Source organism: Mycetocola zhujimingii (assembly GCF_003065425.1).
GTDB classification, from domain to species: Bacteria; Actinomycetota; Actinomycetes; order Actinomycetales; family Microbacteriaceae; genus Mycetocola_A; species Mycetocola_A zhujimingii.
In genome coordinates this window covers 2721034-2745715 of sequence record NZ_CP026949.1, presented here as the reverse complement: position 1 = coordinate 2745715, position 24682 = coordinate 2721034, and the positions used below count along the sequence as shown (strand labels likewise).

Below are 24682 nucleotides of genomic sequence, written 5' to 3'. Positions count from 1 at the left end.
CCCTCAGGGGTGCCGATAGGCCTGATAGACGAGCACAACGGGCTCAGCGCCGTCGCTCGCCGCCGGGTCGTGGGCTGCGCTCACCCCGAGCCATCGTTCGGTCAGGCTTTCGAGTTCAGCGCGCATGGCCGTGAGTTCGTCGACGGTGAGGCGCAGCGTGCGGTCACTGCTCGCGCCGGCAGCCACCCACTCCCTTGTCATCGTCGGCATCAGATCGATGTACTCGGTGAACCGCGACGCGTACGCCTGCGCGATCGACTTCTGCAGGGCCGAGGATGCTGCCAGCTTGTCGGGGTCGTCGAGCTGCTCGGCCGGTTCCCAACTGGTGAGGGCCGACGTTGCCCGCCACCAGCGTTCGCGGCGGTCGGTGCTTTCCGCTTCCGCCGGTTCGATCAGATCGATCGATGCGAGCTTGCCGAGGTGGTAGCTCACGGTGCCGGGTGCTTCGTCGACGACGTCGCCGAGCTGGGCGGCGGTTTGCGGTCCGCGTTCGCGGAGCAGTCCAAGAAGCCGCAGTCGGGTCGGATGTGCGAGTACCCGCATCGAGGTTGCTGAAACCAGTGTGCTGCGCGAGCCGTCGAGAGGGGTCATGAGCGCCAGCCTAGACGCACAATACTCATTGCGCAATGACCATTGTGTACTTTTCGAATCAGATTCCCGCTTCCAGTTCTTGCCGTTCGTCCCTTGTGGCGGACCCGGGAGGCAGGTCTAGGCTCAGAGTCTTTTATGGGGATGGCGAGGGGAGCCGGCCATGCAGCACGAACACCACTATGAGCCGCCAGACCACGACCCGGCACCCGATCTCGAGAACCCGCGGGAGCGCATCGGCGACGAGATGATGGCCGTGCAGGACTTCTCCGGCGAGCAGGAGGGATACCACAAGACACTCAAGCCGCGACAGCTGCAGATGATTGCCATCGGTGGCGCGATCGGAACCGGCCTGTTCCTCGGAGCGGGCGGCCGACTGGCATCCGCTGGCCCCTCTCTGGTCTTCGTCTACGCGATCTGTGGGTTCTTCGCATTCCTGATCCTGCGTGCCCTCGGCGAACTCGTGCTGCACCGGCCGTCATCGGGCTCGTTCGTGTCGTACGCACGGGAGTTCCTCGGCGAGAAGGCGGCGTTCGTCGCCGGGTGGATGTACTTCCTGAACTGGGCGATGACCGCCATCGTCGATGTCACAGCGGTTGCCATTTACGTGAAGTTCTGGTCGGCGTTCACCGACGTGCCCCAGTGGATCCTCGCGCTGATCGCCCTCACTATCGTGCTGTCGCTCAACCTGGTTTCGGTCAAGGTTTTCGGCGAGATGGAGTTCTGGTTCGCGATCATCAAGGTTGTGGCGCTCGTCGCCTTCCTGCTGATCGGTGCAGCCTTCCTGGCCTTCCGATTGCCGACGGATGTCGGAACGCCCGGGTTGTCTGTGCTCGCCGACAATGGAGGGATCCTGCCGAATGGGCTCCTGCCCGCTGTGCTCGTTGTGCAGGGGGTCGTTTTCGCCTACGCCGCCATTGAGCTCGTCGGCACAGCGGCGGGGGAGACCGCTGACCCCAAGCGAATCATGCCCAAGGCCGTGAACACGGTGATCATCCGGATTGCCGTCTTCTACGTCGGCAGTGTCCTGCTGCTCTCGCTCCTGCTTCCGTACACCGAATACAGCAAGGATGAGAGCCCCTTCGTCACCTTCTTCTCCAGCATCGGGAGCCCGGCCGTTGCGGCGACCGCCGGCAACATCATGAACTTCGTCGTGCTTACAGCCGCGCTCTCGAGTCTCAATGCCGGGCTGTACTCCACCGGCCGGATCCTCCGGTCGATGTCGGTGAATGGTGCGGCGCCACGGTTCACCGGATTGATGAACAAGAGTGGAGTGCCGTACGGGGGCATCCTTCTGACCGGTGTGATCACGCTCCTCGGCGTCGGCCTCAATGCCATCGTGCCGGACGACGCCTTCGAGATCGTCCTGAATATTTCCGCACTGGGGATCGTGACCGGCTGGGGCATGATCATCCTGTGCCAGATGCAGCTCCAGCGCTGGGCGAAGCAGGGCAAGATGGAGCGTCCGTCATTCCGGCTCTTCGGTGCCCCGTTCACGGCCTGGCTCACGCTGGCATTCCTGGTCACCGTGCTCGTGTTGATGGCGCTCGACTATCCGGTGGGGACGTTCACCATCGGGTCGCTCGTCATCGTCATCCCCCTGCTCGTCGTCGGCTGGTTCGCCGCGCGTCGCGGCATTCTCGAGATAGCGCGGGAGCGCCAGGGGTTTACCGGTTCATTCCCCGTGATCCCCGAACGCCCAGGGGTCGATAACCGGACGCGCACGGACGACTGACAGCGGCTTCCCCTCAATCAGGAGAAGCCGCTGGTTGGTGCCGTTCCGGGCTACGCGCTGGCGAGGACGAGTTCGTCGAGCGGGCGGCGGACACGCGGAGCGACCTCACGCTCGCGCAACACGTCGCTGGCCAGGGCTTCGGGGGAGCCGAGCGCCCCGAGTGCCGTGACGGACATCGGTTCGAGCGCCGGGTCGATACCGAAAGCGGCACGCAGGCCGTCGACCTCGATGCCGCCCATCTGGTGTACGTGGAGGCCGTCGTGGTGCGCCTGCACCGAGAGGAGGGCGACGGCCTGGCCGAGGTCATACTGTGCCCAGCGGAGCGGGGTCCCGTCCTCGGTCGTCATCGTCGCGATGTTGACGATGAGGACAGCGGCGGATGCGGCCCACTCGCGGTTGAAGCCCATCAGGTTGTCGACGATCGTGGCGTGTTCGGTCGTTCCGCGACGGGCAACGATGAAGCGCCAGGGCTGCGTGTTGGCGGCGGATGCCGACCAGCGGGCAGCTTCGAGGGCGGCCGTGATCTTCTCGGCGGGAACCTCGATCGCCGGGTCGAAGGACCGGGGGCTCCAGCGTCCTGCGAGGACCTCGTGGATGGGGGTGCTGGTGATCGCGGTGCGATCGGATGTTGCGGTGGTCATGGAGCTCTTTCTTGGTGGAACAGAGTCTCCATTGACCCCTCTTCAGGTGAAAGGACGGCTGCCGGAAATCCGCGCTGCCGCCCTCGTCTCACTGTACTGAAAGCATCCGTGCACTCGCTGACCGTCCTGTCGGGTTGACTTCTGCCATGAAGCCACTTAGGTTAACTAGTGAACTATAGAACCTAAGGTCGTGAGAATGTTCACTGGGGAAGCCCCGATCTACCAGCAACTCGCTGATCGCGTTGCGGAGGACATCCTGGCCGGAACGTATCCGGAGGAATCCAGTGTGCCCTCAACCAACGAGTACGCGGTTTTCTACCAGATCAGTCCCATCACGGCCGCCAAGGGAGTGAACCTGCTCGTCGAGCAGGGCGTGCTCTACAAGAAGCGGGGCGTCGGAATGTTCGTGTCGTCGGGGGCGCAGGAGAAGCTGCGGGCCAAACGGCGCGCAGAATTCGCGGAACGGCACATCGGTCCGCTCGTGCGCGAAGCCCGTCTGCTTCACATCGACAGAACAGAACTCGACGACTTGATCACCCAGGAGGACAGCAAATGACGAACGCCATCGAGATCGACTCCGTCACCCGACATTTTGGTCGTGTGCACGCGCTCGACAACGTCAGCTTCACGGTTCCGGAGCATTCGATCGTCGGGCTTCTCGGCCGCAACGGGGCGGGAAAAACGACAGTGATGTCGATCATGGCCGGACAGGACCGCCCAACGTCCGGTCGCGTCCAGGTTGCCGGTCACGATCCTTTCGAGCACGCCCCGACGCTCGCTCAGATCAGTTATGTTCGTGACAACCAGCGCTACCCGGACGACTACCGGCTGCACCACGTGCTGCGCATCGCCCCGGACTTCGCGCCCAACTGGAGCGAGGAGCTCGCCGCCGAACTCGTCGATGGGTTCCGCATTCCGGCAAAGACGCCGATCAAGAAGCTCTCCCGCGGTCAGCTCTCATCGGTTGCAATCGTGCTCGGCCTTGCATCGCGAGCCCCCGTCACCCTCCTCGATGAGCCATACCTCGGCCTCGACGTCACCGCCAGGGCGTTCTTCCATCGCGTCCTGTTGCGGGACTACACGGAACACCCGCGCACCGTCGTCTTCTCCACCCACCTGATCGACGAAAGCGCGTCGCTCTTCGATCGCGTCGTGATCATGGACTCCGGGCACCTGGTTCTCAACGCCGACAGTGACGACGTGAGCGAATCGGCGTGGGTGATGAGCGGAACGACCGACGCGGTCAGCCAGCTTACGACCGCGGCCAATGTCCTGTCGACGAGCGTCGTCGGCGGGCTGATGTCAGCGACCGGTTCTGGCGTTCTCGACAGCGGAACCCGCGTGCTTGCCGAAGACCTGAGGGTCCAGATCACCCGCGCATCCCTCCAGCAACTCGTCGCCGCCTACGGAGCGGACGACGCAGCATCCGACACCATTAACGAGGTACGACGAGCATGAGCACACTGATACCGACCACGAAGCTGCACCTCAACAAGCGGGAGGTCACCTTCGTCGTTCCGCTCTACATCACGGCGGTGGTCGCTGTGATTTCGGTCCTGATCTCGTTTCTCTTCTGGCGATCAGGCAGCATCCCGGGCACGCCGGGCTGGATCTCGGGTTCACAATCCAACCCCGGAATTCTCTACGCGCTCGCGGGCTTCCTCGTCTACCTCGGCGTGCAGTCCGTCGCGACGACGTTTCCCTTCGCCCTGACTCTCGGCGCCACCCGCCGCGGATTCGCCGGTGGGACAGTGCTCTGGGCTGTTCTGGTTTCTGTCTACCTCGCGGTGGTGTTCGCGGTGCTGACGACGATCGAGGTCGCGACGGACCACTGGTTCTCCGACTTCTACGTCTTCGATATCTACGTGCTTGGCGCGGGCGACCTCGGCCGGCTTCTGCCGATCGTCTTCCTCGGAGCGCTGACCATGCTGACGATCGGCGGAGTATTTGGAGCGGCCTGGGTGCGGTTCGGGGCACGCGGCCCCCAGCTCATCGGTGTCGGAATCGGACTCGTACTCGTTCTCGCCCTGATCGTGCTCATTCCGTCGGCCGCAGACATCCTCGCGGCGTTCCAGCTGTGGTGGCTCGCCGTCGCGGCCGTGGTCGTTATCGCTTTGAGCGCGATCGGCACGTGGCGGCTCCTGCGCACCGCGATCGTGCGGTAGCAGAACACAACAAAGCGGGTGCCGTGGAAAACTCCACGGCACCCGCTTTGTCGTTGGTGGCGGCATCCGTTCGTTCCAGTTACGCGATTACATCGAATGGGTACCCCAAACCATGTAATTGCGTCACCGGAACGCGCTCAGACCGCCGCGCTGCACCGGTTATGCGAGGGCCGGCAGAACCTCGCGCTCGAACAGTTCGATTCCCGAGCGGTCATATGCGGCCTCGGGGAAATAGGTGATCGCGTACGCGAGTCCCTGGTCCTGCATGGACGAGAGGCGTTCGGCAATCTGTTCCGGGGTACCGACGCCGAGCGCTGCGCCTGTGCGGTACTCGGCCATGAAGTCGGCGGCCTTGTCTTCACCGAGGTACGGCGTCACCCTCGCCTGGATGGCGTTCAGCCGGTCGGCGACTTCGGCTTCGGTGTCGGCGATGACGACGTTGTAGTTCGCGCTGCGCACGATGTCGTTGAAGTCGCGGCCGAGACGGTCGCAGTGCCCGCGGAGGATGTCGCTCTTGTGGGCGAAGCCCTCGGGCGAACCGTCGAAGTTCGTGTACTGGGCGTACTGCGCGGCGATGCGGAGGGTGACCTTTTCGCCACCGCCGGCGATCCAGAAAGGGATGCCGTTCTCCTGGATGGGAAGCGGACGCACGATGGCACCGTCGACCTGGTAGTGCTTGCCATCGAGGGTCGCAGTGCCGGTTTCCCAGGCCTGCTTCATGATCTGGACACCCTCGTCGAGGCGGCCGAGCCGGTCGCCGGCGCTGGGGAACCCGTAACCGTATGCACGCCACTCGTGCTCGTACCAACCGCCACCGATGCCCATTTCGACACGACCGCCCGAAATGTTGTCGATGGTCGCAGCGACCTTGGCGAGGTAAGCGGGGTTGCGGTAACTCATGCACGTGCACATCTGGCCGAGGCGAACGCGCTTCGTGGTGGCGGCGAACGCGGACATCAGCGTCCATGCTTCGTGGGTTGCCTCTTCACTCGGCACCGGCACCGTGTGGAAGTGGTCGTACACCCAGATCGACTCCCAGGCGCCGGCATCGGCGTGGGCTGCGAGGCCGCTCATCGTGTCCCACTGCGCTGCGGGGTCGATTCCAACAAGGTCGTGGCGCCATCCCTGTGGCACAAATATTCCAAATCTCATGGGGGTCAGCCTATTGGGATCGGCGGTTCCACCAGAGGTCTTGCTATCCGCGGTCTATCCCCGTATGGGATCAGTCACGCGCAGAAGATGCGTTTTGATCCCCACTGGTCGACGGCAAGCCGAACCGAGCCGGTGGCGATGATGACTTCCTGCCCATTTGTGAGCTTCTGCTTCAGCACAACAGGGACAGTTGATCCTGACGGTGCAGTCGCGTGCACGGGGTCGGGCGCCACCCCGATGGCGGTTTCCCAGTTGCCTACCGAGGCCGCCGCAGTCGAGGAACCGTTGACGTACAACAGGTACTTGGATACGGACGCGTCGCCCTTCACCGTGTTGTTCCAGGTGTAGTTCACGTAGTACCCGGCCGGGTCCCCGGTCGAGGCGCAGCGGAGGGCCTGTGGAGTCGTCACACTGGCGACGTTCGACGCGTCGGAGGTATTGCCGGCGGCATCCTTCGCTCTGACGGTGTAGCTGTATGCGGTCGAAGGCGCGGTTCCGTTGTCGGTATACGTCAATGTTGGAGACGCCACTGTGCTCACGAGCGTGGTGCCGCGGTAGACGAGATACTCCTTCACGCCTATCGCGTCGGTCGCGGCTTTCCAGGTCAGAACCACTGAGGTCGCGGACTTGGCGTTGGCAGCCAGTGCCGTCGGCGCCGTCGGTTTCGTGGTGTCCGCCGAGCTGACGAAGGTCTGGGTCACGGCGGAGGAGGCCGCGCTCGTCCATGATGACTGATTGAGAACCGTCGTGAATGTCGCCGTCACCGAGGAGTTCGCCGTCACGCCCGTTGCGCTGGTCAGGGTTGTTTTGATGCAGTAGAACTGGGATGCCCCGGCGGACAACGTGCCCGTCAGGACCGGCAGTGATGCCCACGTCCCCGTAATCGGTGACACCGGCGTGGTGCACCCAGCGACCGCTGTCGATTTCCACAGAACGACGCGCACAGCGCTGGCGAGCGGGGCCGAGCCGGTGCGCGTGAGGGTCGTGGTGTAGGTCGCTCCTACCGTTCCGTTGTTCGAGACCATCAGATTGCCGACCTTCTCGGTGACACTCGAGGTGTAGGAGACTGTCGGCACGATTCCGAACGTGCTTGCCGCCGTGATCGACCCCGCCGAGACGGCCGGCAGGTCGCTCGCGCTGGTGTCGGACAAAGACGCGTACGTCCCTGCCGAGCTTCCGGTCGAGAGGAGCGTGACCACGGCGACGATGGCGACGCATACAACAAGCGACAGTGTGCCCTTCGTGCTGCGGGCGCGCCGAAGACGTGACGGACGGGCAGGGGCAGAAGCGGGCATGGGTACTGTCTGTTCGGGGGCTATCTCATCCTATGGCTGATCCGCTCGCTCGACCCGCTCGGACGATCTGCTCGATGCGCGACGGAGCTGACTCGTCCTGCAGGCTCGTCACATCACCGAGCGGTCGTGCGTCGGAGATGTCACCGAGAAGCCGCCGCATGATCTTGCCAGACCTGGTCTTGGGCAGGTCCGGTACGAGGATGACATCGCGCGGTTTCGCGATCGGACCGATCTGCGCGGAGACATGGGCACGAAGCACGGCGGAGAGTTCGTCGCGCAGGTCGAGCCAATACGCGGGATCCTCGGATTCGACACCGTGTGAACGCTCGGCGGGAATGACGTACGCCGCAATGGCCTGACCGGTGAGAGCATCCGCCACCCCGACAACACCGGCCTCCCCGACGGCGGGATGCGCGACGAGCGACGACTCGATCTCGATTGTCGACAGGCGGTGACCAGACACGTTGATGACGTCGTCGACCCGGCCGAGTACCCAGATGTCGCCGTCGGCGTCCCACTTCGCGCCATCGCCGGAGAAAAAGTAGCCCTGCTTCCAGAAGCGGGCCCAGTACGAGTCCCGGTACCGTTCGGGGTTGCCCCAGACCGTTCGGGCGAGGCCGGGCCCGGCGCGGTCCACAACCAGGTAACCGCCCTCGCCGAACGGCACAGCGTTGCCGTCGTCGTCGACCACGAGCGTCGACAGCCCTGGCAGCGCACGATTCGCCGAGCCGGGCTTGAGGGTCGAGACGCCCGGGAGCGGCGCCATCACCGACGCCCCGGTTTCGGACTGCCACCAGGTGTCGATGATCGGAATCTCGCCGCGGCCGATCTGGGTGTGGAACCAGACCCACGCCTCAGGATTGATCGCCTCGCCGACGGTGCCGAGCAGCCGCAGAGACGAGAGGTCGTACTCCGCGGGAACGCCGTCGGGAAACCAGGTCATGAGCGTGCGGATGAGCGTCGGCGCCGTGTAGTAGGTCGTCACTCCGTATCGCTCGATGATCTCGAAGTGCCGACTCGAGTGCGGGGTGTCGGGCGTGCCCTCGTAGATCACCTGGCTCAGCCCGTTCGACAGCGGCCCGTAGATCTCGTAGGTGTGCGCCGTCACCCAGGCGAGGTCTGCGGTGCACCAGTGCACGTCGTCGGCCTTCGCGTCGAAGATCGCCCAGTGGCTCCACGACGCCTGGGTGAGGTAGCCGCCCGAGGTGTGCACGAGACCCTTGGGCTTCCCGGTCGTCCCCGAGGTGTAAATGATGAACAACGGTGTCTCGGCGTCGAACGCTTCGGGGACATGAACGTCGGATGCCACGTCGACGGTGTCGTGCCACCAGACGTCCCGGTCAGGTGTCCAGGCGATGTCACCGGTCGCATCGCCGGTGCGGCGCACCACGAGCACGTGCTCGATGCTCGCGACGCCATCCACAGCGGCGTCGGCGTTGTCCTTCACGGCGACCGCTGCACCTCGGCGGTACTGCCCGTCGGTGGTGATGAGCAGCTTCGCCCCGGTGTCCTCGACCCGGAATCTCAGCGCTTCGGCGCTGAACCCGCCGAAGACGAGGGAGTGGATCGCGCCGATCCGGGCGACCGCGAGCGTGGCAATGATGGTTTCCGGAATGACCGGAAGGTAAATGACCACCCGGTCACCCTTCCCGATGCCAAGCTCGGTCAGGGCATTCGCCGCCTTCGACACCTCGCGCTGCAGCTCGGCGTAGCTGATCGCACGCCGGTCGCCCGGATCGCCCTCGAAATACAGCGCGATCTTCTCGCCGTTGCCCGCTGTGACGTGCCTGTCGACACAGTTCACGGCGACGTTGAGCTTCCCGCCCGCGAACCACTCGGCCTTCGGAACCGTCAGTTCGCCGTCGGCGCCCTCGGAGACCGGTTCCCAGCTGTGCGTCGTGTGCCAGGGCTCCGCCCAGTCGAGCCGTGCTGCCGCCTCCGCCCAGAACGCAACGGGGTCGGCATCCGCACGTCGCCAGTCCTCCGCCGAAACATTCGCCTGAGCAGTGAAGCTCGCTGAAGCGGGGTATCGTCGCGTTTCGGCGAGCAGATTCGAGATCGTGGGCGCGGATGCCCCTGGCGCGGTCATTCTTCGACGCTAAGTGCGACGGGTGATCGGCTCTCAATCAGGGCGCAACAGAAGGTAACCTTCTCGCCCGGCTTCGCCGTTCTTCGTCGTGCCGAAGGGGGTTCAGCGCAACCCTTTCGAAAATCTGACCCGTCGGGCACCGACCCTGACAGACTGAACGGCATGACTGCACAGAGCATTCTCGTCCTCGGTGGTACCGGAATCATCAGCAGCGCATCGGTGGCGCTCGCCGCTGAACGCGGCTGGGAGGTGACCGTCGTCAACCGAGGGGCATCGAAAGACCGTCCGCTCGGGCCAGGCATCGAAACCCTGCAGGCCGACGTCCGCGATCCCGAATCGCTCACCGCCGCGATCGGCGACCGCAGCTTCGACGTCGTCGCAGACTTCCTCAGCTTCACCCCCGACCAGCTGCACCTCGACACGTTCCGTGACCGCACCGGGCAGTACATCTTCATCAGTTCGGCGTCGGCGTATCAGAAGCCACCCGCGTACTCGCCGGTGACCGAGTCGACGCCGCTGCGCAACCCGTTCTGGGAATACTCGCGCAACAAGATCGCGTGTGAAGACGTCCTCGTTGCCGAATACCGGGCATCCGGGTACCCCGTTACGATCGTCCGCCCGTCGCACACCTACGATCGCACAGCGCTGCCGACCCTCGGCGGCTGGACCGACATCGAGCGGATGCGCCGCGGCGCGCCCGTGATCGTGCACGGCGATGGAACCACCCAGTGGACGCTTACACACACCCGCGATTTCGCTGTCGGCTTCGTCGGGCTCTTCGGCCGGCAAGCCGCGATCGGTGACACCTTCCACATCACCGGTGACCAGGCGCCGACGTGGGACGCCATCTACGCAGCCCTCGGCCGCGCCGCCGGTGTGGAACCGGTACTCGTCCACGTGCCAAGCGAGGCCATCGCCGCTGCCTCACCGGAACGCGGCGCGGGGCTCCTCGGCGACAAGGCCCACTCGATGGTGTTCGACAACAGCAAGCTGAAGGCGCTCGTGCCCGACTTCCGGCAGTCGACGTTCTTCGAGGATGGCGCACGCGAGATCATCGAGTGGTACGACGCGGATGCCTCGCGGCGCGATGTCGATTCCAGCTTCGACGCGCTGTCCGATCGGCTCGCTGAACGCTTCGCCATCTGACGCGGCACCCTCGTTACCGGAGTCACACCTTCAGGATTGCTCTCCCGCTCAGGTCGAGGTCGGCGCGTCCGCGACGCGATGTCGCGGGCTGTCCGGGTTCATCAGCGAGTGACGGCGACCGTAGAAGAAGTAGATGGCGAGTCCGATCACGAGCCAGATGCCGAACCGTACCCAGGTCTCCCAGTCCAGCTGCAGCATCAGAAAGCCGGATGCCAGGACGCCGAAAGCGGGAACAAACGGCATCAGCGGCAGGCGGAACGTTCGCGGGGCATCCGGTCTCTTGTACCTGAACACGATCACCGACGCGCAGACCACGACGAACGCCGCGAGGATGCCGATGTTGGTGAGGTCGGCGACCTCCTTGATCGGAAACACCCCGGCGAGGAACGCCGATGACAGCCCGGCGATCCAGGTGACCCGCTGCGGGGTGCCGTTCTTGTCCGTCCCGGAGAACCAGGCTGGGAGGAGTCCATCGCGGCTCATCGAGAACCACACTCGCGTGACACCGAGGAGGAAGGTGAGCATCACCGTGAGGATGGAGAGCACGGCGAACACGGCGATGATCGTGGCGATGACCGGCAGGCCGACGCTCGTGAACGCTGACGCGAAGCCAGCTGTCGGCGAGATGTCTTCATAGTTCTGCATGCCGGTGAGCACGAGGGTGGCGGCAACGTAGAGCAGCATGGCGATGATGAGCGAGAGGATGATCGCCTTCGGCATGTGCTTCTTGCCGTCGGTCGATTCTTCGGCGGCCGTGCTCATGGCGTCATACCCGAACACAGCGAAGAACACGGTGGCCGCGCCGGCGATGACGGGGCCGAAGCCGCTCGGCATGAACGGGTTGTAATTGGCCGTGTCGACGAAGAACACGCCGAGCCCGATGATGAACAGGATCAACAGCACCTTGATCGCGACGGCGACGAGTTCGAACCGGCCAAACGCTTTGGTGCCTCGGCTGAGGATCCAGGTCACGAGGAGGCAGACGACGATGGCGGGCAGATTGATGATGCCGCCCCTGCCCTCGTCGAAGGTCGAGGTCAGGGCGGTCGGCATTTCGATTCCGATGCCGGAAAGGAACGCCTCGAAATAGCCCGAGATGCCGATCGCCACGACAGCGACGATCGCGATGTACTCGAGCAGAAGGTCCCAGCCGATGAACCAGCCGACGATCTCGCCCAGCGCGACATAACCGTAGGTGTACGCAGACCCCGCGCGGGGAATCATCCCGGCGAACTCGGCGTACGAGAGTGCCGCTGCTGCGGAGGCGAGCCCGGCGATGAGGAACGAGATCAGCACGGCAGGGCCTACTCCCGGTGTGCCCTCGCTTCCGGCGGCCACGAGGCCCGCGAGCGAGAAGATACCCACCCCAATGATGCCGCCAACACCGATCGCGGTGAGTTGCCACAGCCCGAGGCTCTTGGAGAGGCCGCTGCGTTTGTTCTCTTCCTCGATGTCTTCGATCGGCTTGCGCCGCAGAATCGACTGGCTGGGATTTGCTGTTGTCATCGGAGCCCCCTGTCCGTCCATCCGGCTGTCTGTTCGACTCCATCCGAGCGATGGACCGCCGGTGGGGTCAACGCCTGACAGAGCGAGAGCGTCAGTATCGCAAGCGGTTCTGACGTCCGCAAGAACCCTTCCGCCGGAGCGTCAGGAGCGTCAGGCGCGTTCTTCTACCCTCACGGCCAGTTCCGCGCGGATGCCGTCGACGAACGCGTCGACATCCGCCTCGGTCGTGTCGAACGCACACATCCATCGGACTTCCTGCTTCGTGGCATCCCAGTCGTAGAAGTGGAATCGCTCGCGAAGCCTGTTGGCGGCATCCGCCGGGAGGACCGCGAAGACGGCGTTCGCCTGGGTCGGCTGGCTGAAGCCGAGGCCGCTAATCGCGCCGGTCGACACGAGCTGCTCGAGTGACCCGCGGAGCCGTGCCGCCATCTGGTTGGCGTGCTGTGCCGAGCGCAGCCACAGGTCGCCCTCGAGCAGGGCGATGAGCTGGGCAGACACGAACCTGAGCTTCGACGCGAGCTGCATATTGAGCTTGCGGAGGAAGACCAGGCCATCGGATGCCGCCGGGTTGAGAACAACGACGGCCTCGCCGAACAGCAGGCCGTTCTTGGTGCCACCGAAGGAGAGGACGTCGACGCCGGCGTCTGTGGTGAAGTCCTTCATCGGGACGCCGAGGGATGCAGCCGCGTTCGCGATCCGCGCACCGTCCATGTGCAGCTTCATGCCGCGCGCGTGTGCGTGATCGGCGATCGCGCGAACCTCCTCGACGGAGTAGAGCGTTCCGAGCTCCGTCGACTGGGTGATCGACACCACGAGCGGTTGCGCCCTGTGCTCGTCGCCCCAGCCCCACGCCTCGAGGTCGATGAGCTCCGGCGTCAGCTTGCCGTCCGGGGAAGGCACGGTGAGCAGTTTGATGCCACCGACGCGCTCGGGAGCGCCGCCCTCGTCGACGTTGATGTGAGCAGTGGATGCCGAGATCACGGCTCCCCAGCGGGGAAGCATCGACTGGAGCGCGGTGACGTTGGCGCCGGTGCCGTTGAAGACGGGAAAGACCTCGACGCCCGCACCGAAGTGGGTGGCGAAGACGTCCTGCAGGTGCGCGGTGTAGACATCCGCCCCGTAGGAGACCTGGTGGCCGCCGTTCGCACTCGCGATGGCCTCGAGGACCTCGGGGTGTACGCCGGCGTAATTGTCGCTGGCGAAGCCGCGCGAGCTGGGGTCATGCAGAGTTTCGGTCACCGTCTCAGCGTACTGTCACCGCCACCGACCGTGGCGGTTTGTGGGGCACACGCACGACCGCCCCTGCCGACGTGTCAGTGAGACAGTCGCAGGGGCGATCGGATGCTGCCGGGTCGGGTGCTGCCGGGTCAGCTCTTGAGGGCGTCCGCCCACTTCACCCGGGCACCCATCTTGAGCAGCGAGTTCTGGTAGATCCGGGATCCGAGCCAGATCACGCCGACCGTCGACACGAGGAGGATCGCGAGCGACAGGAGCGGCTCCCACCAAGCGGCGGTACCGACGAACAACCGCAGGGGCATTCCCACCGGAGCCGAGAACGGCACGTACGACATGACGGCGAGCACCGTGGGGTTGTCGTAGAAGAAGATGACGAGGAAGTACGGGATCATCACGAGCATGGTCACCGGCGTTGTCGTCGAGCCGATGTCCTCCTGGCGGGAGACCATCGACCCCGTCGCGGCGAACAACGATGCCAGCAGCACGAAGCCGATGGCGAAGAAGACCACGAACCACACGATCGGGGCACCGAGTCCGGTGAGGAGGTCGGCCTGGCCCGTGATGGTCAGTCCGATGATCGAGAGTGCCGCGATCACCGCTATCTGCCCGAACGCGAGGATCGAGTTACCGAGCACCTTGCCGGCCATGAGCGCCTGCACGGGGATCGCCGACATCAGTATCTCGACGACCCTGGTCTGCTTCTCTTCCACGACGTTCTGCGCGATGGTCGAGCCGAAGGTCATCGCAGACATCAGGAAGACGAGTCCGAAGCCCAGGGCGACGAGGTAGACGATGAACGGGTTGGTTGCGTTCTCGTCCAGCAGCTGCACCGGTGGTGACACGCTCAGCTGGGCGAGCAGGCCGCTCGGAACGTCGGTGTTGGCGATGACGGCGATGCCGAGCTGCGTTGATGAATCGGGGACGATTGCCGCCTCGACGGATCCGTCCTTCACCAGCTCCTGTGCCTCCTCGACGCTCGACGCCTCCGTGATGTCGAGGCCGGATGCCCCGGCGACGGCGTCTGACGCGGTGCCGACCACAGCGACGGGGGTGTCGCTCGTGTTCTTGGCGGCGAATCCTCCGATCACGATGGATGCGAGGACGAGGAGGAGGAGCAGCCCCGTCGAGACGAGGAATGCCTTGCTGCGGAGGCGCATGGTGATCTCACGCTCCGCAACAAGCCAGGTGGCCTGTAAGGCACTCGGTGCGGCTGGGCGGGTGCGCTGGGCCGGGTCCTGGGTGTGGGCTGTTGTCGTCACTTGATGACCTCCTTGAAGATCTCGGCGAGGGTCGGGCGTTGGGGAGCGAACGTCGCGACGTCGCCGCGGCTCACCGCTGTGCGGAGTACGTCTTGCGCTGCAGCTTCGCTGTCGGCGTCGAAGAGAGCGAACCCGCCGTCGAAGTCGACGACGGTGATCCCAGGAGCCTCACGCAACCAGCCGGCATCCCCGCTGGTGATCAGTTCGTACCTGAGCCTCGAGTGTTCGGCCCGAAGCGCCTCACGAGACCCGTTGGCCCGGATCGTGCCGCCGGCGATGATGACGAGGTCGTCGCAGAGCCGTTCGACGATGTCGAGCTGGTGCGAGGAGAAAAGCACGGGGGCGCCGGACAGCGCCCGGTCCTTGAGCACACCGACGACGACGTCGACCGCGAGGGGGTCGAGCCCGGAGAACGGCTCGTCGAGGATGAGCACTTCGGGGTCGTGCACGAGGGCAGCGGCGATCTGGGCGCGCTGCTGGTTTCCGAGCGAGAGGCTCTCGACGGCGTCGTTGCGGCGTTCGCCGAGGCCGAGGCGCTCGATCAGGTCGCCGGCGTTGCGCCGCGCGGCTTCGGTCGTGTAGCCGTGCAGCCTGGCGAGGTAGACGAGTTGTTCCTCGACCTTCATCTTCGGGTAGAGGCCGCGTTCTTCCGGCATGTACCCGAACCGCCGGCGGTCCTCGGGAGTGAGGCGGTGACCGTCGAGGGTCACTGTGCCTGTGTTGGTGTTCAGCACGCCAAGAATGATGCGCATCGTCGTTGTCTTGCCTGCACCGTTGCCGCCGACGAAGCCGGTCATCCGGCCGGGTGCGACGTCGAAGTTGACGTCGGTGAGCACCTGCCTCGTTCCATACGTCTTGTTGACATCTCGAATCTCGAGCATCGCGAGCCTTCCTCTGAGTGTGATTTCACGATACGGCTGGGCGGTGGGGCCCGGCATCCGCCTGACGACGAGTCTTTTGTCTCCGTCTTGCGGGGGATCTCGCTGGCATACGCTGGTGTGGTGCCACAACTCCCGCTGATCGGTCGCCGACGTTCTGACCGGCCGCGGTTGCCGCGCGATGTTCTCGTGCTCGGTGTCGTTGCCTTTTTCGTCATGGTCGGCTTCGGTGTCGTTGTACCGGTGCTGCCCGTCTATGTGGCGAGTTTCGGAGTCGGCTACGTCGAGGTCGGTGCTGTTGTCTCCGCGTTCGCGCTGCTGCGGTTCGTCACGAGTCCGTTCTGCGCCCGGCTCATCGACTGGTGGGGTGAACGTGTGGTGCTCGCGGTGGGCATCGGTATCGTCGCCCTATCGAGCGGTCTGGTGGGAATCGCCTCGAGCTACGTCGAGGTTCTGCTGTTGCGCGGTGCCGGCGGCATCGGTTCGGCGATGTTCACGGTGTCGGCGATGACACTGCTGCTCGGGTCAACGCCGTCGACACTGCGCGGTCGTGCCGTCGGCTTCTACCAGGGCGGGTTCCTCATCGGCGGAATGGCGGGGCCTGCCGTCGGCGGTGTGCTCGCGGCGATCTCACTCACAGCACCGTTCTTCTTCTACGCCGGCACCCTCGCCGTCGCTGGCCTCGTCGGTGTCATCCTGCTGCGACCGAGGACGCGGGACGTCGGCCCAAATGCGCCGGTCGACGTCGTGCCGTTCCGGGTTGTGCTCAGGGACACGCGGTTCCGCGTTGCCGTTGTTGCGAACTTCGCCAACGGATGGACGTCGCTCGGTGTTCGGAGCGCCCTCGTCCCGCTCCTGGTGGTCGATGTCCTCCACGGCGAACCGGCGTGGACAGGAATCGCGTTCGCGATTGCCGCCGTCGCGCAGACGCTCGCTCTCGCTCCCGCCGGAAAGTTCGTCGACACCGTCGGACGCAAGCCGGCGATCATCGGTGCGTATGCGGTCGCCGCTGTCACTGTGCTCGGCATCGCGTTCGCGCCGAACATCGTGGTGCTGACAGTCCTGCTGGCGGTCTACGGCGTCGCCGCAGCGTTCATGGGCACGGCACCTGCCGCTGCGCTCGGTGATGCAACAGCCGGCGCGAAGGGCGGCCGCCCCGTTGCCACGTTCTCCATGGCTAGCGATTTCGGGGCGATCGTCGGCCCGCTCGTCGCTGGCTGGCTGGTCGACACCGCCTCGTTCCCGCTGGCTTTCGGCGTTGCGGCGGTGTTCCTCCTGGCCTCGTCGGCGTTCGCGGTGAAAATGCCGCGCGAGCTTCGGACCAGCGAGTGAGTTCCGGCAACCATGCTGATCAGGATCCCGGCACCGTCACGCGATTTTCGTACGCCCAGACCACAGCCTGAATCCTGTCGCGCAAGCCGAGCTTCTGCAGCACCTTCGACACGTGTGACTTCACGGTCGCCTCTCCGACGAAAAGGTCGCGCGCGATCTCGGCGTTCGAGAGGCCCTGCGCGACGAGCTGGAGCACCTCCGCTTCGCGATCGGTCAGGCTCTCGAGAGCGGACGGCGGAGCAGCCGCGGTGCCGGCATCCGTTTCGCCTGGCGCTCCGAACCGTTCGATGACACGCCTGGTCACGGCGGGGGAGAGCAGGGCGTCGCCAGCGGCGACGACGCGAACGGCGTCGATGAGCTGCTCAGGAGTGGAGTTCTTCAGCAGAAACCCGCTCGCTCCTGCGGACAGCGCCTCGAACAGGTAGTCATCACGGTCGAAGGTGGTGAGGATGAGAACCGCGGACGCCAGCGCCCCGTCAGCGGTGATCTGGCGCGTCGCCTCCAGGCCGTCCATCCCCGGCATTTGTACGTCCATGCACACGACGTCCGGGTTGAGTTCGCGGGCCAGGGCGAGTGCGTCAGCGCCTGTTGCCGCCTCTCCGACGATCTCGAGATCGGGCTGGGAGCCGAGGATGATGCGAAAGCCTGCCCGCACCATCTCGTGGTCGTCGGCGAGGAGAACCCGGGTTGCCGTCGTCATCGTGTCGTCTCCCGTGCATTGTGCTGCGCGTTGCGCTGGGCGTCGTCGTGTGCGGCTGGCACATGCGTGTTGTCAGCGCCATCGGGGGACGCTGCGTCGGCAGGAACACCGGTCCGCTCACCGGTCCGCTTACCGGGCACCGGCACCCGAGCGCGAACGAGGTACCCGCCGCGTGCGCGCGGGCCGGTCTCGAGCGTGCCCCCGATCGCGTCGATGCGCTCACGCATGCCGATCAGCCCAAGGCCTCCCGGCTGCGGACGTGAGGGCACGTTGCCGGTGTTCCCGACCTCGAGCTCGACGCTGTCGGGGAGATAGCGCACTCGAACGTCGGCCGTCGCCGTCGGACCGGCGTGCTTCCGCGCGTTCGTGAGGGCCTCCTGTGCGATGCGGTAGAGGCTGAACTGAACGAGGCCAGGCACGTCCAGACGCTCTCCGATGACGTCGAGGGTGGTGGGCAACCCGGATGCCGTCGAGTCTCTGACAAGCGCGGACAGGGACTCAAGACCGAGTGTCGATGCACTCGTCGATGCGCGGCCATCCGCTGGCTCCGACTCCCTCAGCGTGTGCAATAGCTTGTGCAGCTCATCGATCGCCGTGCGGGCGCCGAGTTCCACATTCGCCAGGGCGTCGCGAGCCATCGCGGGATTCGACTCGAGCACCGTTCGGGCAGCGCCGGCCTGCACTCCCATCACCGACACGTGATGGGCGACAACGTCGTGCAGCTCTCTCGCGATGCGGACGCGTTCGAGCGCCACGGCCTGCTGTTCGGTGCGCTCGCGCTCCCTCTCCAGTTCGGCTGTGCGGTACTCGAGCAGCGCCTTCTGTTTCGCCGACGCGTATGAGCGGTCGCCGAAGTAATAGGCGCCACCGAAGTAGAGCAGGTTCGTGAGGATCTGGATCATCAGGTACGCGACCAGTGGGGAGAAGGCGCCCACCCGCGAGAAACCGTCGAGGGCATCCGGATCCGTTGTCGTTCGGAGCATGGCGATCACCAGCCAGCCCAGCATCGCCGCGATGATGACGGCGCGGACGACCAGCGCCGTTCGGCGGTTGTCGACCCACGCACCGACGGCATAAAGCGCCATGAACAGCGTGATGTTGCACATGAGCAGCTCAGGGACCTGCAGCTCTCCACCGCCGATGAACGCGCCAGATACGACGATCGCTACCGTGTTCGGGAACCGCCGGCGAAGCGCGAGCGGCAGCGTGATGAGCACGGCCCAGATCAGGCACACCCACATTTCAGCGGGTTTGTCGTAGAGACCGGCGACGCGATAGAGCATGAGGCTGAAGAGAGTGCCCACAAAGAGCACGACGGCGAGCACCGCGTCGGTGCGCAACTGGCTCCGCGTCACCGCGGGACGGCGCCACGACGGATCGTTGGGGTCGACGAGAGGGACTTGAGTGGACATCACACTCTCACGCTAGCGATCCGGCGGGGTTCCGGCATCCGTCCCGCGACGGAGACGATCCGTCCCGCGACGGAGACGATCCGTCCCGCGACGGAGACGATCCGTCCTGTGACGGAGAAGGGACGTACTCCTTTATTGGGCCGATGTTGCCCCCCCGTGGAGCGGAACCCGCGACATCGACGGCCGCTCGGCGTCCCAGAGGCCGGTGACCGCCGTCGCAAGTGAGGCTTCGAGCCCGTCGAGCGCCTGAACGACGAAGATCGTGGCGGATGCCGTCGGCGCGGATTTCTCGAACCCGTTTGCGACAGCGCGCACCCACGTTTCTGCCGCGGCCTTCGCGGCGGCGTAGTTCGCGCCGCCCGGCATCGGGCGGTCGAGCGTCGTACTCGAGACGATCGCGAGCCGCCCCGCATCCGACGCGCGCAGGTCGTCGACGAACACCCGGGTGGTGTTGCGGAGCGTGGTGACGATGCGGGAGTGCAGGAAGTCCCAGTCCTCGTCGCTCTGTCCCGAGAGCCCGCCCCCGCCCCGCCAGCCGCCGACGAGATGGATGAGCCCGTCGATCGGCCCGCCGGTGCTCGGGGCAGAGCCGTCGTGCACGCGATCGGCCAACGCCGCCACCTCGTCGAAGCGGGTGAGGTCGGCGACGTGGCCGACGGCATCCGGAACCTGATCGATGAGCCTGTCGAGCCGGTCCTGATTGGAGCCGACGGCGATCACCAGGGCACCCGCCGCCTGGAGGTCGCGGCAGACGGCGATGCCCGCCGCGCTGGTCGCACCGGCAACGAGCACCCGGCGGCCAGAGACAGCGCGGCCAGCGACGCCACGACGGGCTGTTTCGGAGCCCGTCACTTCCCGCTCAGCCACGACCCGTGATCCCCGCCGTCGACGCGATGACGTCACCCATCTTTTTCGAGAGCGCTTCGTAGAACATGCTGAGCGGGAACTCGTCGTCTCTCACCAGGTCGGTGTAGCCCCTGGGAAGTCCCGTGAGGACATCGTCGGGAAGCCCACGAGCCCACGCCGATGCTGGGTGCGGTTCGACCGTGCTCGAGACGAGCTCGTATGCGGCGAGCCAGTGGGCGACCTTGGGCCTGTCGATCGAGCGCCAGTAGAGCTCGTCGATCGCGGTGCCGAGCGCGACGACGACGTCGGGCACCTCGGCCCAGTCGATCGTGAGCGCGGTGTCTGTCCAGTGCAGCACGTGGTGCTGGTGCAGCCACGCGAACAGCAGCTGGCCGCCGAGGCCGTCGTAATTGCGCACCCGGCTGCCGGTGAGCGCGAAGCGGAAGATCCGGTCGAAGATCACCGCGTACTGCACGAGCTTCGCGTGGGCGAGGATTTCGGTTTCCGCTTCGGTGAGCTCCGCCGGGTTCTGCGCCGACAGGGTGCGTTCGAGCCTCACCGACTCGCGGAACGCGGTGAGGTCGCAGCGCAGTTCCTCGAGCGAATACAAAAAGAACGGCATCCGCTGCTTGATCATGAACGGGTCGAACGGCAGGTCGCCGCGCATGTGGGTGCGGTCGTGGATGAGGTCCCACATCACGAACGTCTCTTCGGCGAGCTCCTGGTTTTCGAGCAGCGCCTGTGCGTCGGCGGGCAGCTCGAGTTTGGTGATTTCGGCGGCGGCTTTCACCACCCGGCGAAAGCGCGCGGCCTCCCGGTCGGCGAAAATTGCGCCCCAGGTAAACGTCGGAATCGCGCGCATCGCGACGGTCTCGGGAAACAGGACGGCCGAGTTGGTGTCGTAGCCGGGGGTGAAGTCGAGAAACCGGATCGGCACGAACAGCGTGTTCGAGTAGTCGCCCGCCTCGAGTTCGGCGACGAACTCCGGCCACACGACCTCGACCAGCACCGCCTCGATCAGCCGGTCGGCCGACCCGTTCTGGGTGTACATCGGAAACAGCACGAGGTGCCTGCGGCCATCGGCGCGGTGCTGCTGCGGCTGGAACGCCGTCAGCGAATCGTAGAAGTCGGGCACACCGAAGTTCCCGGCCGCCCAGCGCTCGAGGTCGACGATGACGGCGTCGAGGTACTCGGCGTCCCAGGGGAACGCCGGCGCCAGCTCGCGCACCGCGTCGACGATCGTCGTGACGCATTCGCGGGCCGAGGCGTTGGCATCCGGAATCGACCCGTCTTTCAGCTGAAGCGGGCGGATGCCGATGGCCGCGTTCTTGAGGCGGAGCCAGGCAGGGGAGGTAGCGAGGTCGCGGTCTTCGACGACCTCGGGCTCGCCAACAATCACTTGTGCGTGAAATTCAGACATAACAACCCTCCCGGCGTCGTTGCAAACGGTGTGCATCGAGCGTATCCGGGGGACCGGGAGCGTTTCTTTGACTATCGCGAGGTTTGGCTGCGCAGACTCCCGGCGGTGCGCAGATTAACTGCGCCGGGCCCGGCTGCAGCGATCTCAGCCACCCGGGCTGCGGGCGGTTGACGCTCACGGCACCTCGCCCTGACGTCAGTGGATGAGGTGGCTGATGAACAGCCCCACCGAGAGCGCAGTCGACACAACGGATACCCACAGGGCCACCCTCTGGAGCGACCTGTCCCCGGTGTTCTGCCTCAACCGCACGATTGCCCAGACGAGCATCGCGATGGCGACGAACGGGAACACGAAGAAGATGAGGCTTGTGATCGAGCCGACGAACAGCCAGATGTCTGACCAGGGACGCGCCGCTGGTGCGGGAGTGGCCGGGGCTGGAGCGGCGGGTGCGGGAGTGGCGGAGGCGGCCACCCGCTCGACGGGCCCGAAATCGCCGATGACGCGTTCAGCGGTCTCCTCCGAGGCTCCATGCCGGCTGAGCAACTCGGCCGCATGCTCGCGCATCGCCTGGACCGTCTCAGCGCGCTCACGGGCATCACCCCGATGAGTGCTCGATCGAGATCGGCGAAGTATGCCTCCAGGAGTGCCGGCATCGGTTCGGTGGTGGTCATGCTGTCTCCTTGATCGTGGTGGTGACATCCGCGGCGAACAGGTCCCAGGTCTCGGTAAAGACCGTCAGGGCCCTCTCGCCTTCATCGGTCAGGTGGTAGTAGCGGCGGGGCGGTCCGACCGGTGATGGCTGCAGCGTCGTGGTTACCCAGCCCTGCTGCCGCAGTCGCGAAAGCAGTGGATAGAGAGTGCCCCCGCTGGCGAACAGGACTTTCCTCTCTCCGAGACGCTCGGCGATCTCCAGCCCGTACGCAGCCCCTGACCGCAGGCAGGCGAGCACGCAGTAGTCCACTGTGCCTTTACGGAGTTGCGTCAAGACCGATTCGGGGGAAGGTTCCATGCACTGCATGCTACCGGTACCGTGCAATGCAAGCAACCCATCACGGTGTCGTCACCCCACCCGGCGGCGAACTACACCGACTGCAGGACCTGCCCGTGGCTCGCTGTCCACGGCACAGCGGCATCCAGCCGGTCTGCCGCGAGCTTCTCAGCGGCCGCCAGCGTGGTGACCGACCGCGCGGCGGCATCCCGGTACACCGCCGAAAGGGTGAGCCCGATGTCGTCGACGCGGGCGAGGATGGCGGTCAGGTCCGCGCCGGGCCGAGACGCCATGTCGAGGTAGATCACGCCGCCCGCGTTGACGATGAAGTCGGGTGCCCAGAGGATGCCGCGGTCGGCGAGTTGTTCCCCACCGCTCTGGTCAGCGAGCTGGTTGTTCGCCGCACCGACGACGGCCGCGCAGCGCAGTTCCGAGATGACCTCCGCCGTCAGTGCACCGCCGACCCCGCACGGAACGAACACATCGGTTTCGAAGAGGTGCTCGTCGCCCGGGTCGATCCAGCTCGCGGAAATCTCCTCGGCGAACGCGCGCCGCGCCGGGTTCACGTCGGTGACGATGAGCGACATACCCTCGTCGCTCAACCGGCGGGCGAGTCGCGATCCCACCTGACCGAGCCCCGAGATCGTCGCGTGCCTGCCGGCGAGCAGCCCTGAGACATGGCTGGTGCGCTCGGCGACGATCGCCATATCGGCCGCGTTCGTGCCGACATCCTCTGCCGTTTGATAGCGACCGCCGAGGCGCTCAACCGCATCGCCGAGGTCGAGCATCGCGAGTCGTTTGCGCTCGGCGTCGAGAGTCTCACCGTCCGGAACGAACACGACGGATTTGCCACCACCGCGATTCAGCCCCGCTGCGGCGTTCTTGAGGGTCATGCCCCGCGAGAGGCGGAGGGAATCTTCGACGGCGTCGCGCCAGGTGGGGTAGTGCCACACGCGAGCGCCGCCGAGTGCTGGCCCGAGCCGGCTGGAGTGGACGGCGACGCTGATCGTGAGCCCGGATCGTTGTCCGCGGGTGATCAGTACCGTCTCGTGGTCCAGTACGGTCTCGTGGTCAATGGATGCTGCGTGCAGCGCGTCGAGGGACGCGTCGGCGTGAAATGACGTCATTGTCGGATCTCCTTGTGGGTGATGTGGTTCGCCCGGGTCAGGGCAACGACTCTCAGCGCGGGTAGCGCTGAACGTCGTGTTGCGTCAATCACACCAGCCAGGCTGACCCCTGACAAGTGCCCACAACGATCACGCCACACCGGCGCAGCACAGCGACTCAGTGCACCGACAAAACACAGCGGCGCAGCACAGCGGCGCAGCACAGCGGAGAAGCTAGCTCCAGCGCTTGTTCACCCAGCGTTCGAAGAGCCCAACGAGGGAGTCAGTGACCTTGCCGAGCACCGCGAGCAGCACGATCGCCAGGAGAATGCGGTCGATCCTCCCGTTGTTCTGCGAGTCGATGAGCAGGAAGCCCAGGCCCATCGACGACGCGATCAATTCAGCAGCGACGAGGAACAGCCAGGACTGGGCGAGGGCGAGCCGAAGCCCCGAGACGACAGAGGGGAGAACGGCGGGCAACTGCACGGTCGTGAACAGTCGGGCACCGTTGTAGCCGAACGCACGACCGGCTTCGACGAGCTGCCGGTCGACGTGGCGAAGCGCAGCAGAGACGGTCGTGTAGACCGGGAAGAACGCGCCGATCGCGATGAGCGTGATCTTCGACCCCTCGCCGATTTTGAGCCAGAGAATGAGCAGCGGAATCCACGCGAGCGACGGCACTGCCCGGATTGCGCCGAGGGTGGGTGCGACGAGGATGTCGACGAGCCGCGACAGTCCGACGAATGCGCCGAGGACGAGACCAAGGACAGCGCCGATGGTGAAGCCGATGAGCACGCGCTGTGTGGAAATTGCCACGTACTGGCCGAGCAAACCGCGCTGCAGCAGGTCGATGCTCGCGAGCCAGACCGACGAGGGCGACGGCAGTTGCGATGCGCTGACGAGGCCGAGCGACGTCACCAGCTGCCAGACGGCGAGCAACAGGAGAGGCAGCAGCGAGCCACCGACGATCACGAACCAGGTGCGGCGGGTCAGCGGCACGCGCCCGCGAGCCGAATCTTCCCGGCGAGCGGATGCCTCGGTGCGAGCGGCAGCGGCGGGCCTGGCCCTCACCGCAACGGGCTGCGCCGACATGCCTGAAGACGACGCGACGCTAGTACGCACCTCGTCACTCGTTGTCAGCTTGTCGGTGTTGCTCATGAGAGGTCCTGCCTGGGAATCCTGCGAAAA

At 65.6% G+C, this 24682-nt stretch carries 23 protein-coding genes; 6 read left to right on the top strand and 17 right to left on the bottom strand.

Annotated elements, in window-relative coordinates; genetic code table 11:
• Positions 1–3: 3 nt before the first annotated feature.
• Positions 4–591: a winged helix-turn-helix domain-containing protein gene (locus C3E77_RS13110; RefSeq protein WP_108392140.1), complete on the bottom strand. Its 588-nt coding sequence runs from the start codon at positions 589–591 to the stop codon at positions 4–6.
• Positions 592–835: 244 nt separating this feature from the next.
• On the opposite strand from C3E77_RS13110, the gene C3E77_RS13105 reads away from it, so the two are divergent.
• The gene (locus C3E77_RS13105; RefSeq protein WP_108393362.1) at positions 836–2323 is read left to right on the top strand and encodes an amino acid permease; all 1488 of its coding nucleotides are present in this window, start codon (positions 836–838) and stop codon (positions 2321–2323) included.
• A gap of 50 nt (positions 2324–2373) precedes the next feature.
• On the opposite strand, the gene C3E77_RS13100 is transcribed toward C3E77_RS13105, so the two are convergent.
• Positions 2374–2964, bottom strand: a complete 591-nt coding sequence (locus C3E77_RS13100; protein ID WP_108392138.1) for a nitroreductase family protein — start codon at positions 2962–2964, stop codon at positions 2374–2376.
• A gap of 196 nt (positions 2965–3160) precedes the next feature.
• Here C3E77_RS13100 and C3E77_RS13095 point away from each other — a divergent pair, with 196 nt between their 5' ends.
• From C3E77_RS13095 to C3E77_RS13085, 3 genes are read left to right on the top strand one after another with little or no spacing between them, the layout of a single operon-like run.
• Positions 3161–3520, top strand: coding sequence for a GntR family transcriptional regulator (locus C3E77_RS13095; protein ID WP_108392136.1), 360 nt, complete (start codon positions 3161–3163; stop codon positions 3518–3520).
• Positions 3517–4422, top strand: coding sequence for an ABC transporter ATP-binding protein (locus C3E77_RS13090; protein WP_108392134.1), 906 nt, complete (start codon positions 3517–3519; stop codon positions 4420–4422). The genes C3E77_RS13095 and C3E77_RS13090 overlap by 4 nt, the downstream gene beginning before the upstream one ends.
• A complete protein-coding gene (locus C3E77_RS13085) occupies positions 4419–5129 on the top strand; it encodes a hypothetical protein (RefSeq protein WP_108392132.1) in 711 nt (236 codons plus the stop codon). Before C3E77_RS13090 ends, C3E77_RS13085 begins: the two co-directional genes overlap by 4 nt.
• Positions 5130–5288: 159 nt before the next feature.
• Here C3E77_RS13085 and C3E77_RS13080 read toward each other — a convergent pair whose 3' ends face one another.
• The 3 genes from C3E77_RS13080 to acs form a co-directional block, all read right to left on the bottom strand.
• A complete protein-coding gene (locus C3E77_RS13080) occupies positions 5289–6281 on the bottom strand; it encodes an LLM class F420-dependent oxidoreductase (protein ID WP_108392130.1) in 993 nt (330 codons plus the stop codon).
• Between the two features lie 74 nt (positions 6282–6355).
• Positions 6356–7576: a fibronectin type III domain-containing protein gene (locus C3E77_RS13075; RefSeq protein ID WP_108392128.1), complete on the bottom strand. Its 1221-nt coding sequence runs from the start codon at positions 7574–7576 to the stop codon at positions 6356–6358.
• Positions 7577–7601: 25 nt separating this feature from the next.
• Positions 7602–9665, bottom strand: a complete 2064-nt coding sequence (acs, locus tag C3E77_RS13070) for an acetate--CoA ligase (protein WP_108392126.1) — start codon at positions 9663–9665, stop codon at positions 7602–7604.
• A gap of 162 nt (positions 9666–9827) precedes the next feature.
• On the opposite strand from acs, the gene C3E77_RS13065 reads away from it, so the two are divergent.
• A complete protein-coding gene (locus tag C3E77_RS13065) occupies positions 9828–10811 on the top strand; it encodes an NAD-dependent epimerase/dehydratase family protein (RefSeq protein ID WP_108392124.1) in 984 nt (327 codons plus the stop codon).
• A 48-nt stretch (positions 10812–10859) separates the two neighbouring features.
• Here the strand turns inward: C3E77_RS13065 and C3E77_RS13060 are convergent, their stop codons facing one another.
• The 4 genes from C3E77_RS13060 to C3E77_RS13045 form a co-directional block, all read right to left on the bottom strand.
• Positions 10860–12317, bottom strand: a complete 1458-nt coding sequence (locus tag C3E77_RS13060) for an amino acid permease (RefSeq protein ID WP_108393360.1) — start codon at positions 12315–12317, stop codon at positions 10860–10862.
• Positions 12318–12467: 150 nt separating this feature from the next.
• Entirely contained in the window at positions 12468–13556 is a 1089-nt protein-coding gene (locus C3E77_RS13055; protein ID WP_108392122.1) for a threonine aldolase family protein, read from the bottom strand.
• 128 nt (positions 13557–13684) lie between these two features.
• Positions 13685–14812 (bottom strand): ABC transporter permease, encoded by a 1128-nt coding sequence (locus C3E77_RS13050; RefSeq protein WP_416046404.1) that lies wholly within the window; start codon positions 14810–14812, stop codon positions 13685–13687.
• A complete protein-coding gene (locus C3E77_RS13045; protein WP_108393356.1) occupies positions 14809–15693 on the bottom strand; it encodes an ABC transporter ATP-binding protein in 885 nt (294 codons plus the stop codon). The genes C3E77_RS13050 and C3E77_RS13045 overlap by 4 nt, the downstream gene beginning before the upstream one ends.
• A gap of 120 nt (positions 15694–15813) precedes the next feature.
• Between C3E77_RS13045 and C3E77_RS13040 the strand changes: the two genes are divergently transcribed.
• The gene (locus tag C3E77_RS13040) at positions 15814–17022 is read left to right on the top strand and encodes an MFS transporter (protein ID WP_232529029.1); all 1209 of its coding nucleotides are present in this window, start codon (positions 15814–15816) and stop codon (positions 17020–17022) included.
• Between the two features lie 19 nt (positions 17023–17041).
• Here C3E77_RS13040 and C3E77_RS13035 read toward each other — a convergent pair whose 3' ends face one another.
• From C3E77_RS13035 to C3E77_RS13000, 8 genes are all read right to left on the bottom strand, one after another.
• Positions 17042–17722 (bottom strand): response regulator, encoded by a 681-nt coding sequence (locus C3E77_RS13035; RefSeq protein ID WP_108392120.1) that lies wholly within the window; start codon positions 17720–17722, stop codon positions 17042–17044.
• On the bottom strand, positions 17719–19134 hold the full coding sequence (locus C3E77_RS13030; protein ID WP_108392118.1) for a histidine kinase: 1416 nt from the start codon (positions 19132–19134) through the stop codon (positions 17719–17721). Before C3E77_RS13030 ends, C3E77_RS13035 begins: the two co-directional genes overlap by 4 nt.
• 132 nt (positions 19135–19266) lie before the next feature.
• Positions 19267–20001, bottom strand: a complete 735-nt coding sequence (locus C3E77_RS13025; protein WP_234031214.1) for an SDR family NAD(P)-dependent oxidoreductase — start codon at positions 19999–20001, stop codon at positions 19267–19269.
• Complete coding sequence (locus C3E77_RS13020) at positions 19994–21400, bottom strand: DUF6421 family protein (protein ID WP_108392116.1); 1407 nt, start codon at positions 21398–21400, stop codon at positions 19994–19996. The genes C3E77_RS13025 and C3E77_RS13020 overlap by 8 nt, the downstream gene beginning before the upstream one ends.
• Before the next feature lie 195 nt (positions 21401–21595).
• The gene (locus tag C3E77_RS13015) at positions 21596–21964 is read right to left on the bottom strand and encodes a hypothetical protein (RefSeq protein WP_108392114.1); all 369 of its coding nucleotides are present in this window, start codon (positions 21962–21964) and stop codon (positions 21596–21598) included.
• A gap of 103 nt (positions 21965–22067) precedes the next feature.
• The gene (locus tag C3E77_RS13010; RefSeq protein ID WP_108393352.1) at positions 22068–22409 is read right to left on the bottom strand and encodes a PadR family transcriptional regulator; all 342 of its coding nucleotides are present in this window, start codon (positions 22407–22409) and stop codon (positions 22068–22070) included.
• Positions 22410–22480: 71 nt separating this feature from the next.
• Positions 22481–23515, bottom strand: a complete 1035-nt coding sequence (locus tag C3E77_RS13005; protein ID WP_108392112.1) for a Glu/Leu/Phe/Val dehydrogenase dimerization domain-containing protein — start codon at positions 23513–23515, stop codon at positions 22481–22483.
• 213 nt (positions 23516–23728) lie between these two features.
• A complete protein-coding gene (locus tag C3E77_RS13000) occupies positions 23729–24652 on the bottom strand; it encodes an ABC transporter permease (RefSeq protein ID WP_108392110.1) in 924 nt (307 codons plus the stop codon).
• Positions 24653–24682: the final 30 nt, after the last annotated feature.